This is a genomic window from Rhizobium sp. LARHSG275 (genome assembly GCF_052871115.1).
Window position 1 is genome coordinate 114,911 of the sequence record NZ_JBIXJN010000008.1, and the last position, 13,379, is coordinate 128,289.

At 60.7% G+C, this 13,379-nt stretch carries 12 protein-coding genes; 4 read left to right on the top strand and 8 right to left on the bottom strand.

Going from position 1 to position 13,379, the window contains the following annotated elements; translation table 11 throughout:
- Nucleotides 1–39: 39 nt before the first annotated feature.
- Together ade and ACIPSK_RS12670 are read right to left on the bottom strand one after the other, a co-directional pair.
- Nucleotides 40–1,737: an adenine deaminase gene (ade, locus tag ACIPSK_RS12665; RefSeq protein ID WP_162116483.1), complete on the bottom strand. Its 1,698-nt coding sequence runs from the start codon at nt 1,735–1,737 to the stop codon at nt 40–42.
- Between the two features lie 119 nt (nt 1,738–1,856).
- Nucleotides 1,857–2,960 carry a branched-chain amino acid ABC transporter substrate-binding protein gene (locus ACIPSK_RS12670; protein WP_162116484.1) on the bottom strand — a complete coding sequence of 368 codons (1,104 nt, stop codon included), beginning with the start codon at nt 2,958–2,960 and terminating at the stop codon, nt 1,857–1,859.
- Between the two features lie 23 nt (nt 2,961–2,983).
- Between ACIPSK_RS12670 and ACIPSK_RS12675 the strand changes: the two genes are divergently transcribed.
- Together ACIPSK_RS12675 and ACIPSK_RS12680 are read left to right on the top strand one after the other, a co-directional pair.
- Complete coding sequence (locus ACIPSK_RS12675) at nt 2,984–3,361, top strand: hypothetical protein (protein ID WP_162116413.1); 378 nt, start codon at nt 2,984–2,986, stop codon at nt 3,359–3,361.
- Between the two features lie 88 nt (nt 3,362–3,449).
- Complete coding sequence (locus ACIPSK_RS12680; RefSeq protein ID WP_162116485.1) at nt 3,450–4,364, top strand: HD-GYP domain-containing protein; 915 nt, start codon at nt 3,450–3,452, stop codon at nt 4,362–4,364.
- 185 nt (nt 4,365–4,549) lie between these two features.
- On the opposite strand, the gene ACIPSK_RS12685 is transcribed toward ACIPSK_RS12680, so the two are convergent.
- Complete coding sequence (locus tag ACIPSK_RS12685; RefSeq protein ID WP_162116486.1) at nt 4,550–5,875, bottom strand: aspartate aminotransferase family protein; 1,326 nt, start codon at nt 5,873–5,875, stop codon at nt 4,550–4,552.
- Between the two features lie 284 nt (nt 5,876–6,159).
- Here ACIPSK_RS12685 and ACIPSK_RS12690 point away from each other — a divergent pair, with 284 nt between their 5' ends.
- Entirely contained in the window at nt 6,160–8,133 is a 1,974-nt protein-coding gene (locus ACIPSK_RS12690; protein ID WP_162116487.1) for a PhoX family protein, read from the top strand.
- A gap of 232 nt (nt 8,134–8,365) precedes the next feature.
- Here the strand turns inward: ACIPSK_RS12690 and ACIPSK_RS12695 are convergent, their stop codons facing one another.
- The 5 genes from ACIPSK_RS12695 to ACIPSK_RS12715 form a co-directional block, all read right to left on the bottom strand.
- A complete protein-coding gene (locus ACIPSK_RS12695) occupies nt 8,366–8,683 on the bottom strand; it encodes an ArsR/SmtB family transcription factor (RefSeq protein ID WP_162116488.1) in 318 nt (105 codons plus the stop codon).
- Between the two features lie 115 nt (nt 8,684–8,798).
- Complete coding sequence (locus ACIPSK_RS12700) at nt 8,799–9,548, bottom strand: HugZ family pyridoxamine 5'-phosphate oxidase (RefSeq protein ID WP_026154262.1); 750 nt, start codon at nt 9,546–9,548, stop codon at nt 8,799–8,801.
- Between the two features lie 31 nt (nt 9,549–9,579).
- Nucleotides 9,580–10,632, bottom strand: a complete 1,053-nt coding sequence (choV, locus tag ACIPSK_RS12705; protein ID WP_017965389.1) for a choline ABC transporter ATP-binding protein — start codon at nt 10,630–10,632, stop codon at nt 9,580–9,582.
- On the bottom strand, nt 10,629–11,474 hold the full coding sequence (gene choW, locus ACIPSK_RS12710; RefSeq protein ID WP_064247862.1) for a choline ABC transporter permease subunit: 846 nt from the start codon (nt 11,472–11,474) through the stop codon (nt 10,629–10,631). Before choW ends, choV begins: the two co-directional genes overlap by 4 nt.
- A gap of 71 nt (nt 11,475–11,545) precedes the next feature.
- A complete protein-coding gene (locus ACIPSK_RS12715; protein ID WP_162116489.1) occupies nt 11,546–12,502 on the bottom strand; it encodes a choline ABC transporter substrate-binding protein in 957 nt (318 codons plus the stop codon).
- Nucleotides 12,503–12,738: 236 nt separating this feature from the next.
- Between ACIPSK_RS12715 and ACIPSK_RS12720 the strand changes: the two genes are divergently transcribed.
- Nucleotides 12,739–13,341, top strand: coding sequence for a thymidine kinase (locus tag ACIPSK_RS12720; protein WP_162116490.1), 603 nt, complete (start codon nt 12,739–12,741; stop codon nt 13,339–13,341).
- Nucleotides 13,342–13,379: the final 38 nt, after the last annotated feature.

Sequence of the window (13,379 nt, forward strand, 5' to 3'; positions counted from 1 at the left end):
GCAAAATAAGCGCTGTCGCCGAATTTGCCAAGGATGCCGTCACCCAATCAGCGCGAACTTGCCCACGTCCACCATGCCGCGGTCTGATATCTTCAGGTGCGGGATGACCGGCAGCGGCAGGAAAGCGAGTTGGAGGAAGGGTTCTTCCAGCGTGGCGCCCAGCGCCAAGGCGGCTTTTCGCAGATGGTGCAGCGTATCGCGGACCGTCTCGTAGGGCTCAAGGCTCATAAGACCGGCGATCGGCAGGGCGATTTCACCGGTGATCTTGCCGTCTTCGACGACCACGAAGCCGCCCTTGATCTCGCCGAGGCGGTTTGTGGCGCAAGCCATGTCGTCCTCGCTGACGCCGACGACGCAGATATTGTGGCTGTCATGGCCGACGGTCGAGGCGATCGCGCCCTTCTTCAGGCCGAAGCCCTGGACGAAGCCGTTGGCGTGGTTGCCGTTCTTGCCGTGGCGCTCGATGACGGCGACCTTGATGATATCGTTGGCAAGATCGATCGCCGTCTCGTTGCCCCTGACGGGCAGGCGATAGCGACGATGCTCGGTGATGATCTTGCCCGGCAGTACACCGATGACAGGCGTCTCGCCCTCGGCGACCGGGACGCCGAAATGGGCGGCGTTGACGGGTCGGGCCTTGACGCTGTCGAGGCCGATCGGGGCAACCGGTCGGCGCGAGGAAAAGAGCGCATCGGTGACGCGGCGGCCGGCGGAAAAGACCATGTCGGCGCGGCAGCTTTCCAGGCTGTCGAGTACCACCAGATCGGCGCGCCAGCCCGGCGCGACCAGGCCGCGGTCCCTCAGACCGAAGGCGCGGGCAGCCGAAATCGAGGCGGCGCGGTAAATCGCCAGGGCCTCTACGCCGCTTCCGATGGCTGTGCGGATCATATGATCGAGATGGCCCTGTTCGGCGATGTCGAGCGGATTGCGGTCGTCGGTGCAGAGCGCGAGGAAGGGTGAAAGCCGCTCGGTGATAATGGGTATCAGCGCCGCGAGATCCTTGGATACCGAACCCTCGCGCACGAGGATGTGCATGCCTTTGCGGATCTTTTCCAAGGCTTCGCCGGCAGTCGTGCATTCATGCTCGGTGCGGATGCCGGCGGCGAGGTAACCGTTGAGGTCATTGCCGGACAGCAGCGGCGCATGACCATCGATATGGCCGCCCTGGAAGGCGTCGAGCTTGGCCATGCAGACGGGATCCTTGTGGATCACGCCGGGGAAATTCATGAATTCGGCGAGGCCGATGACCTTCGGATGGTGGCGGAAGGGCAGGAGGCGCTCGATCGGCAAGTCGGCGCCTGAGGTTTCGAGATGCGTCGCCGGAACGCAGGAGGAGAGCTGGACGCGGATGTCCATGATCGTCTCCAGCGCCGATTCGAGAAAGAATTCGATGCCGGCGGTTCCCAGCACATTGGCGATTTCGTGCGGATCGCAGATGGCGGTGGTGACACCATAAGGCAGAACGCAGCGATCGAATTCATGGGGTGTGACGAGCGAAGATTCGATATGCAGATGCGTGTCGATGAAGCCGGGAACGACGATCCTGCCCGATATATCGATCTCGGTTTCACCTTCGTAGCTACCTGAGGTTCCGACGATGCGATCGGCGCCGATGGCAATGTCCGACAGGACGAGTTCGCCGGTGACCAGATTGAAGAAACGGCCACCCTTCAGTACGATATCGGCCGGCACGCGGCCGACGCCCTGGTCGATGAGACGTTCGAGCTTGGTGGTCATGGCATTGCTCACATTACAACCGATTTCAAAACTTATAACCGATCTGCCGCCACAAGCGAGTGCCGCAAAACGAGACCGGGCGCCGTACGGGCGCCCGGTCGTCGACGGTCAGCGATGGTTTATTCGGCGGCGACGATCTTGCCGGCTTCCCACTTGTAGAGCGAGAAGCTCTGCGAGGTCAGGTCGCCGGTCTTGCCGTAGGTGACCTTGCCGATGGCAGTCGGGATCTCCTTGCCGTCCTTCAACGCGGTCGCGACGGCTTCCGCATCCTCGGCACTGCCGGCCTTCTCGATGCCGGCCTTCAGCACCTCGACGGCGGCATAGGCGTTCAGCGTGAAGGCCTCGGCCGGGATGTTCTTGGCGGCGAGCGCGTCGGCTGCGGCCTTGGAATCCGGGCTCTTGGTGGCGTCCGAAGCGTTGGTGAAGATCGTGCCTGCTGCCGCATCCGTGCCGATTGCCCAGAATTCGGTGTTGGAGAGGCCATCGCCGCCGATGATCGTCGCGTTGGCGGCGAGGTCATGCAGCTGGCGGGCCAGCAAGCCGCCTTCCGGGTGGTAGCCGCCGAAATAGACCACGTCGACCTTCTCGGACTTGATGCGGGTGGTGAGCGCGCTGAAATCCTTGTCACCAGGCGTGATCGCGTCATTGACGACTTCGGTGATGCCGCCGGCGTTCAGCGTCGCCTTGAAGGCATCGGCGAGGCCCTTGCCGTAGGCGCCCTTGTCGTTGACGATGGCGACGCGCTTGTCCTTGAAATTCTTCAGCACATATTTGGCGGCGACTTCTGCCTGCTGGTCGTCGCGGCCGCAGGTGCGCAGCACGTTGGTGAGACCGCGCTTGGTCAGGTCGGGGGCCGTCGCGGTCGGGGTAACCATCAGCACGCCGTTTTCAGCAAGCACGTCCGAAACGGGAATGGCGACGCCCGAGGTTACCGGGCCGACGACGAAGCGGATGCCGTCGCCGACGACCTTGTTGGCGGCGGAAACGCCCTGCTTCGGTTCGCCGGCATCGTCGGCCAGTTCGAGAACGACCTTCTCTCCGAGAATCCCGCCCTTCTTGTTGATCTCGTCGACGGCCGTCTGAGCGCCGTTCTTCACCTGATCGCCATAGGCGGCGACGGGGCCGGTCAGCGGCGCGATCAGGCCGATGGTGATATCGGCATGGGCAAGCGGCGCAAAGGCGAGTGACGCGACGAGGGTCGCCGTCAATGTCTTGAGGGTCATTGTCTGTCTCCTTGGATGGGGTCATGCGACCCGCGATGAAGCGTCGCGCCGGCTTTTCCGGATCGTTCAACGGCCCAGGAGCCGTGCCAAGAACGATCGATATCGGCGCGATCAATGCACCCTCCGGCCATATTTGGCTCGAGTGGTGCAGCGACAAGATTTCTAGGAATTTTGGTGAGATTGCGCAAGTTGATAACAAAATGGAACGAAAATCGGCTCGATCCGACACGAAGTCTTGCCAAAATCGTCGATTTTGGCGCCGTCTGGTGATTGTTTCGAGGGTGGCGGTACCCGCACAATCGCGGTGCGCCGATGAACCTGCTGCATTTCGCGGAAGCTCGCTTGGTCTTTCCGAATATTCGAATTCTGTTTTGAGATTAACACTTGATTCTACCAATTAGAGTAGAACCATTGTTCCCGCATATATTGCCGCGATGCAAAAGAACGGTCGGTCATAAACAGAGAGATATTTCAGGAACTGAGATCTGGATGCTGAAGCGTATCGAAGCCAGACAGGTGCGCAACGGAATGTTTGTGGAGGCGATCGAGGGTGCATGGCATGACCCTCTTCTGTCCAAGCGAAGATTTCTGCTGCGCCGTGAAGCCGATGCCCTAAAACTTCGCAAGAGCGCTATTGAAGGTGTTGTCATCAACACCAGCAGAGGCCTCGACATCGACGGCCTGCCAGGCGGCAATATCGAGATCGACACCAAGGCGGCACGCGAGACCATCCAGAAATCCGTGCAGGTGCTGGAAAGCGTCTTCAGCCGGCTCCAGCATGGCGATGGCATCAGCGTCGATCAGGTGGCGCCGGTGATTTCCTCTGTCTCCAAGTCGATTGATGACAATCCCACTGTCTTTCTCAGCGTTACGCGTCTGAAATCCAAGGACGAGGCAACGTTTCTGCATTCCCTTTCGGTGAGCGCGCTGATGATCCTGTTCGGCCGTCATCTCGGACTTGACGAGACTACCGTGCAGATGCTCGGCACGGCAGGATTGCTGCACGACGTCGGCAAGCTCGAAATTCCGCTTGAGATACTCAACAAGGAAGGGCGCCTGGACGAGGACGAGATCAAAATGATCCGCGATCATCCGGAAAAGGGGCATGCAATCCTGTCGCGCCAGCAAGGCATGTCGGAGATCGTTCTCGACGTCTGCCTCAACCATCATGAGCGTATCGATGGCAGGGGCTATCCCCGCAGGCTTTCCGAGGCGCAGGTGAGCTTCCATGCTCGTCTTGCTGCGATTTGCGACGTCTATGACGCCGTGACCTCCGTGCGGCCGTACAAGGCGCCATGGAGCGCGAGCCAATCACTGAAATGGATGCTTGGCAGCGAAGGGCAATTCGATCGCCGGCTCCTGAAGAAATTCGCCCTCTGCCTTTCCGTCGCCGCGGTGAGCTGAAATCTATCTGGCTTCGCAACAAAAGGGCCTGCGTCGGCTTCCAGCGCCGCGCGTCTTTTCAGACGCGCAAAGGACGCTGTAACACTTTTAATTGCCGCATAATTTTATCCTTAAATCGACTCCGACTTAAGGAATTATACAGGAGGTCCGCCGCAGGCCCTGTTGCCGGAAGCCTCAGAGCTTTCTCAGACGTTGTTCTGCAGGATGGTTCGCAGCTTGACGAAAAGCTCGTCGATATGGTGCTTCTCGATGATCAGCGGTGGTGAGAGCGCGATGATATCGCCGGTGGTGCGGATCAGCAGGCCGCTTTCATAAGCTTTCAGGAAAGCGGTGAAGGCGCGTTTCGTGGGCTCGCCGGCGATCGGGTCGAGTTCGATCGCGCCGATCAGGCCGGTGTTCCGGATGTCGATGACATTGGGGCAGTCCTTCAGCGAATGCAGCGCGTCGGCCCAGTAGTCGGAAAGCTCGGCGGCGCGTGTCAGCAGGCCCTCCTCCTTGTAGGTGTCGAGCGTGGCGAGCGCGGCGGCGGAAGCGATCGGATTGCCGGAATAGGTGTAGCCGTGGAAGAACTCGATCATGTGCTCCGGGCCGTTCATGAAGGCATCATGGATCTCGGAGGTAACGAAGACCGCGCCCATCGGAATGACGCCGTTGGTCAGCCCCTTGGCGGCGGTGATCATGTCGGGCTTGACGTCGTAATATTGCGCGGCGAAGGGAGCGCCGAGGCGTCCGAAACCGGTGATGACCTCGTCGAAGATCAGAAGGATGCCATGCTTGGTGCAGATCTCGCGCAGCTTTTGCAGGTAGCCCTTGGGCGGGATCAAGACGCCGGTGGAACCCGCCACCGGCTCGACGATGACGGCGGCGACGGTGGAGGCGTCATGCAAGGTGACGATACGCTCGAGTTCGGTAGCGATGTCGCCGCCATGCTCGGGCTCGCCGCGAGTGAAGTTGTTTTTGTCGGGCTGGTGGGTGTGCGGCATGTGATCGACGCCGGTTAGAAGCGTGCCGAACATCTTGCGGTTGGTGACGATGCCGCCGACGGAGATGCCGCCGAAATTGACGCCATGATAGCCGCGCTCGCGGCCGATCAGGCGGAAGCGTGATCCATTGCCCTTCACGCGGTGATAGGCGAGCGCCACCTTGAGCGCCGTCTCGACGGATTCCGAACCCGAATTGGTGTAGAGAACGTGGTTCAGGCCTTCCGGGGCAATGTCGACCAGGCGGTTCGCCAGTTCGAAGGCCTTGGGATGGCCGAGCTGGAAGGCCGGCGCGTAATCGAGCTCGCCGGCCTGCTCGCGGATCGCCTCGGTGATCTTCGGGCGGCAGTGGCCGGCATTGACGCACCAGAGGCCAGCCGTGCCGTCCAGCACCTGACGGCCGTCATGGGTCGTATAGTACATGTCCTTGGCGCCGACGAACAAACGCGGCTCCTTCTTGAACTGGCGATTTGCCGTAAACGGCATCCAGAAGGCGCGAAGATCGTTCGGTGCATTGAGGCGATTGGACATGCTGTTCTCCTGGCCGCTGACGGCCCTTTCCCGGGGCATCACGCCCATATTTTTACTGCCCGGTCAAATTATCAGGGCTTCCCAACGCGTCAACGGGAAAAGTCCCGAAACCCCTTGGAGGCTCAAACCGCCTCGATCGATCCGGCAATATTTTCAGGACCGACAGGCGCAGGCGGCCCGTCATCAATCCTTTGCCTCAACTTGCTAAAAAACGATGGTTCTCAGGGCACAATTGCATTTCATCAATTCACTGAAATCAAACGATATTTCGATCGGAGATACTGATGTCTGACCGCCAGAAGACAAGGGCGCGCCCCACGCGGCGCCATGCATTCGCGCCAAGTTATGGCGCCATTCTCGAAGAGGGCGTTCGCCGCCGCAGCGTGCTCAAGGGCTTTCTCGCCACGATGGGCGCTGCGGCACTTTCGCCGGCGCTCGGAACCGCGCATGCCGAGGCTGCCGATTCCAGCCTGACGTTTCCGGAGCTGAAGCGCGTGCGCGATGCCGCCGACCATTGGCCGGAAGGTTATGATCGCCAGATCCTGGCGCGCTGGGGCGATGCGCTGTTTGCCGACAGCCCGGAATTCGACATCGTGACGCTGGACGGCAAGGCTGCCGAGCGCCAGTTCGGCTACAACAACGACTTCACGCAGTTTCTGCCATTGCCCTGGGGCGAGAAGAGCTCGGACCACGGCCTGATGGTCGTCAGCCATGAGTATGCGACGCCTTTCCTGATGTTCGCCGGCCTGACCAAGGAGGACTACCGCGGGAAGCTGACGGATACTCAGATCCGCGCCATCATGGCGGCGCTCGGCGTCTCGGTCTTCGAGGTGAAGAAGACGGACGGCAAGTGGGCGATCGTCAAAGATGGCAAATACAATCGCCGCGTCCACATGAGCACCGAAATCGGCATCTCCGGTCCCGCCGCTGGCGACGACCGCCTGAAGACCAAGGCCGATCCGACCGGCACGGTCGTATTCGGCACGATCTCGAACTGCAACGGCGGCGTCACCCCGTGGGGCACGATGCTTTCGGGCGAGGAAGGCGCGATGGACGTCTTTGCCGGCGACTACAAGACACTGGCGAACCAGGAACTGGTCGAGCGCCAGGGCTGGGACGAGGACGAAAACGACATCTACTCTGTCAGCCGCGTCGAGCCGCGCTTCAAGTTCGAGGAAGAGCCGAACGAATGGATGCGTTTCGACTGGGTGGTCGAGATCGACCCTTTCGACCCGATGGCAAGGCCGGTCAAGCGCACCTCGCTCGGCCGCATGACGCATGAGGGCGCTCAGTGTTGCGTCGCCCCTGACGGCCGCGTGGTGGTCTTCATGGGCGACGACGACGACTTCGAATATATCTACCGCTTCGTCACCCGCGATCCGTGGAACCCGAACGACCGTGCCGCCAACAAGAACCTGCTCGACAACGGCACGCTTGATGTCGCCAAGTTCGAAAGCGACGGCAGCATGCACTGGATCCCGCTCATTGCGGGCGAGGGGCCGCTGACGGCGGAAGCCGGCTTCAAGAGCCAGGCCGATGTCGTGTTGGCGACGCGCGCTGCCGCCGATCTCGTCGGCGCTACGCCGATGGACGGGCCGGAGGGCTTCATCCCGCATCTCGGTACCGGCAAACTCTATGTCGCCATGACGGAGAACGAAGAGCGGCTGCCGAAGGGGGAGGGTGACAACGAGAAGGAGATGGTCAACATTGCCAATCCGCGCGGCCCTAATCCGCATGGCCATCTGCTGGAACTCGCGGCGCCGGGTGGTCCTGAAAAGCCGGATTATGCAGCCGAGAGCTTCAAGTGGGACGTCTTCATCCTCTGCGGCGACCCTGCCAAGGCCGAGGATCAGGCGATGTTCCATCCGGCGACGACCTCCGCCGGCTGGTTCACAGACCCCGACAACCTCGCCGTCGACCCGGCCGGACGCCTCTGGGTCACTACCGACGGCCCGCCACCGGAAGGCATTGCGGATTCGGTCTATGTGATGGACACCGAAGGTCCAGGCCGGGCACTGCCGAAGCTGTTCTATATTGCGCCCGTCGGCTCGGAAACCTGTTCGCCGACCTTCACCCCGGACGGCAGCAGCGTCTTCCTTTCGGTCCAGCATCCGGGCGAATTGCGGATGGCCGACAACGAGGATGCGACCTCGATGGAGGATGCGGGCACCAACTGGCCGGATTTCAAGTCGGGCATGCCTGCCCGTCCGTCTCTGGTGGTGCTGAGCCGCGTCAATAACGACGTGGTCGGCAGTTAAGCAACTCCGGCAAAACTGCGCGGCAGTTTTACGTCTGGAGTTGCACCAACAGAAGATCGATAGCGGGACGGGCGCTCCCGCGCGACTGGGTTGTCATTCTAGTGGCACGACCGGCAAATCGGAAGATTTGCCGGTCGTGCCATAAGGTTCATGTGCTGAAATATCGTTGCCAGGCCTCCGGGAATATCCCCTTCCGGCACGGCATCGGCCGACATTCATGTCAGCGCTATCATCAAGCGGCGGATCTGTTTCTCTTCTGCACGAGGTAGATGTCTTCGAGCGCTGCCAGGATCTTCATGACCGGCTCGGAGCTGCTCGAATAATAGATGGTTTGTGCGTCTCGGCGGGTCTTGACCAGTTTTTGAGCGCGTAGTTTCGACAGGTGCTGAGAGAGAGCCGACTGGCTGAGGCCGACCTGCGTCGCAAGCACGCCGACGGCCACTTCGCCCTTCACGAGGCTACACAAGATCAGCAATCTTTTCGGGTTTGCCATGGCCGACAATAAAGCTGCCGCCACGTTCGTGTGATCGGCCAAATCGGAGGTTTCCATATGTTATCTTCCTAATGCGAAACGTACATCATTCGTGCTGGCACAGGCCGTCAGCCGGGATTTTGACTGACGCTAAAAACTAGCAACTGGGCTCGAAGATTGTATATACCTAAATTTAAGGTATCGAGTATGCTATTTTAGTCATGTTTGAACAAATGTGATCGGCATCCACAGCGAGGGTTTCGAACTCGTATCGCAGCAGCAAGTCGCCGGAAATCATGTCGAAACCTGAGGAATCGATACCACAAATGCGCCAACGACCCGATTCCGGCGCCTTCAGCCTGATAGCGAGGGCTTCGGCGACATCGGGATGGCGTTCTACTAAATCTCGCACTGTCTCTGCCGCGTCGTTGGCGATTGCCTCATTCGCGGCCGACTGGATTATGAGATCGTTTCCATCGAGCTGGTAGGCGCGGCCGAAGCCGCCATTGAGGCTGGCCTGTTCCGGCTTAAGACGGAAGAACAGGAAATCAGGAAAGTCGATATAAAGCTTCGCTTTGGTGTGGCGAGCGAGAAAACGCGTGCGGATACGCTCGTAGAATGCACTGCTGCGCTCGACGGGTTCTGCCAGGCACTGGGTCGTCAGACGCGGAAAGGCGAGGGGATCGCCCTTGCCAGGCTCGCCGGTCAGGAGCGAGGCGCGCGGGTCTCTGGCAAGCGCCCTCGTATGGGCCGATAGCTTCGAAACGAGGATGACGGGGGCGCCGTCGATATCGGTGGCGACCAGCACGCGACTGGCAAAGGGAAAGCCGGTCTCGGGGTCGAGAACGGCAATCGCCGCGTGCCGGGCGGAGCGCAGAAGCACGCGGGCGAGCTTGCGGGCATCGTCGTCGGTTTCGCGTAAGGGTGAGGCCGGATCTTTCATATCCGCTTTGTGGCAAAGCGGATTGAAAACATCAAGCTTCCTGCTTGCGGCGATGGCGGGTGAGGCCGGCGACAATATCTTGGGCGGAGATGGTACCGACAATCGCGCCGTTCTCGACGATGCCGATACTGCCGGGTTGGCGGGCCAGGGCGTCGAGGACATCGATCAGCGGCGTCGCGGCACGGGCTGTAGCGCTGACACTCATGCCGGCGGCAGTCTGGCCGAGGCCTGGCTGCATCACGTCGGCCGCAGTCAGCATGTTGATCGGATTGAGGTTCTGCACGAAATCGGCGACATACTGGTCTGCGGGATTCTTGACGATGTCGTGCGGCGTTCCGCACTGAATGATACGGCCGCTCTCCATAATGGCGATGCGATTGCCGATGCGGAAGGCCTCGTCGAGATCGTGGCTGACGAAAAGAATGGTCTTCTTCAGCCGCCGCTGGAACTCCAGGAGTTCGTCCTGCAGGCGGGTGCGGATCAATGGGTCGAGCGCCGAGAAAGGCTCGTCCATGAGCAGGATCGGGGCGCCGGTGGCAAAGGCGCGGGCAAGGCCGACACGCTGCTGCATGCCGCCGGAAAGCTCGTTGACCTTGCGGCCTGCCCATTTCGTCAGGTTGACCAGTTCGAGCTGCTCGCCGACGCGGAGCTTGCGTTCGGCTTCCGGCATGCCGGCGAGTTCGAGGCCGAAGCCGACATTTTCGGCGACCGTGCGCCAAGGCAAAAGGGCGAACTGCTGGAACACCATGGAGACGGTGTGGGTGCGCAAATCGCGCAGCGCCTTGGCATTGCATCTGTAGGGGTTGACGGGGCCGGTGGTCGTGGAGACCGCAACATCACCGCGCACCACGGGAGCGAGCCCGTTGACGGCGCGCAGCAGCGTCGACTTGCCAGAGCCGGAAAGGCCCATCAGCACCAGAATCTCACCTTCCTCGATCGTCAGTGAGGCATCGGCGACGCCGAGCACCAAGCCGGTCGCGGCGCCGATTTCGTCGCGCGATTTGCCCTGATCGACCATGGCAAGCGCTGTTTCAGGCCGATCGCCGAAGATGATGCTGACATTGTTAAAGTTTACCGCGGTCATGCAGCGCCTCCTTCACCGGCCGTGCGGAACATCCGGTCGAGAATGATTGCCAGGATGACGATGCAGAAGCCCGCCTCGAAGCCCTTGGCGATATTGACGGTGTTCAGCGCACGGACGACAGGCACGCCAAGCCCGGGAGCGCCGACAAGGGCGGCGATGACGACCATCGACAGCGACAGCATGATGGTCTGGGTGAGACCCGCCATGATTTGCGGCGTGGCGAAGGGAAGCTCGATCTTGCGCAGCACCTGTATCGGCGTCGCGCCGAAAGCGACGGCGGCTTCGACGAGGGACGGCGGCGTCGAGATGATCCCGAGGCGCGTCAGCCGGATCGGGGCGGGGATTGCGAAGATGACGGTCGCGATCAGGCCCGGCACCATGCCGAGGCCGAACAAGATGAGTGCCGGGATCAGATAAACGAATGTCGGTATGGTTTGCATGAGATCGAGCACCGGGCGCATGGCCGCATAGACCCAAGGGCGGCGGGCAGCGGCAATGCCGAGCGGAATGCCGATCACCATGCAGACGAAGGTGGCAGCGAGCACGAGGGCGAGCGTCTCCGTCGTTTCCTTCCAATAGTCCTGGTTCACGATGAGCAGCAGCCCAAGACAGGTGAAGACCGCGACCGCGATCGATCGGCGCAACCAAAAGGCGATGGCGGTGATGGCGGCGATGACGATTAGCGGATGAGGCTTCTGCAGCACGAAGAGCAGGCCGTCTATGGCGCTCGACAGCAGGAAGGCGACCTGGTTGAAGAACCATTCGCCGTTCGAGGTCAGCCAGTCCACGAAGGATTTGGCCCAGGAGCCAATGGGAATCTTAAATTCGGTGATCCAATTCAAGGGCGCGCCCATCCAAAAAACAACAATCGGATAAAAATGAAACGGGGCGGCGAGCCGCCCCGTTCGTATCGTCAGAGGCCGAGGCCGGTCTTGGCGGCCGCGAGAGCGTCGCCCTTGCCATCGCGGGTCTTGACGCCCTTAAGCCAGGGCTCGAGTGCTGCGGGGTTCGCCTTCAGCCATTCGGAAGCTGCGGCCTCCGGCTCTTTGCCGTCGTTCAGGATTTTGCCCATGATGTGGTTCTCCATGTCGAGGGAGAACGTCAGGTTCTTCAGCATCGTGCCGACATTCGGGCATTCGTCGAGATAACCGGCACGAACATTGGTGAAGACCTTGGCGCCGCCGAAATCCGGACCGAAGATATCGTCACCGCCTGTGAGGTAGGTCAGCTTGAAATTAGTGTTCATCGGATGGGGTTCCCAGCCGAGGAAGACAACGGGCTTGCCCGCTTTGTCGGCGCGCGCGACCTGGGCGAGCATGCCCTGCTCGGAGGATTCGACGACTTCCAGATCCTTCATGCCGAAGGTGTTCTTTTCGATCATGTCCATGACGAGGCGGTTGCCGTCATTGCCAGGCTCGATGCCATAGATCTTACCGTCCAGATCGTCCTTGTGAGCGGCGATATCCTTGAAGTCCTTGATGCCGAGTTCCGCACCCTTGGCGTTGGTTGCGAGCGTATACTTGGCACCGACGAGGTTGGGGCCGAAGGATTCGACCGACTTGTCGTCGAGATAGGGCCGGACGTCCTTTTCCTGTGTCGGCATCCAGTTGCCGAGGAAGATGTCTATGTCCTTGTTCTTCAGCGAGGTGTAGGTGACCGGCACCGAGAGAACCTTGATGTCGGTCTGATAGCCGATGCTCTTCAGGACGACGGATGCGGTGGCGGTGGTGGCGGTGATATCCGTCCAGCCGACGTCCGAGAAATGAACGGTGGAGCAGCTGTCGGGATCGGCGGCGAAGGCGGCGGTCGCAACGGAGAGGGCGGCGACGGCAGTTGCGGTAACGAGTTTGAACGTGCTTGTTGTTTTCATTTTAGACTCCCAGTCTTTGAGTTCCCAAGCCAACCATCAATAACCGAGTTTGACAAGCGACCTCAGTGCGTTTGCGCCGTATCGACCCATGCGATTGCGACGTCCGCGGATTTTTTCGCAAGGCCTCGCTTTTGGGGCTTTCGGCGGTTTTCGAGCCGGATTCCTGTGATTATCGTTTTCTCAGGGCTTTTCTTTGCCATTCCGAGCTTTCAATAAGCCGATTAAGGAGAAATCGGATGGCAAAACTCTATTTCAACTACTCGACGATGAACGCCGGCAAGTCGACGATGCTGCTGCAGGCCTCCTACAATTATCAGGAGCGCGGCATGCGCACGGTGCAGCTGATCGCCGCCTTCGACGAGCGCGCCGGCCGCGGCGTCATCGGCTCGCGGATCGGCTTGGAGGCGAGCGCCATCCCCTTCGAGCCGCATGAGGATCTGTTCCGGCTCGTCGCGGCGCTGAGCGGTGAAGGCGCGCCGATTTCCTGCGTCTTCGTCGACGAGGCGCATTTCATGACGCCTGTCCATGTCTGGCAGCTTGCCCGCGTCGTCGACAGGCTTGGTATCCCTGTCATGGTTTACGGGCTGAGAACCGATTTCCAGGGCAAGCTGTTTCCGGCCTCGCAGGAACTGCTGGCGATCGCCGACGAAATGCGCGAGGTGCGCACGATCTGCCATTGCGGGCGCAAGGCGACGATGGTTGTGCGGCTCGGCGCGGATGGAAAAGTACTGCACGAAGGCGCCCAGATCGATGTCGGCGGCAACGAGAAATATGTCTCGCTGTGCCGCAGGCATTGGGACGACGCGATGAACGGAGCCTGGATCGCCGAGCCGGTCTGAAGTCGGCGACGCCGCCTGTTTTCTTTAGCGCCGCAAGC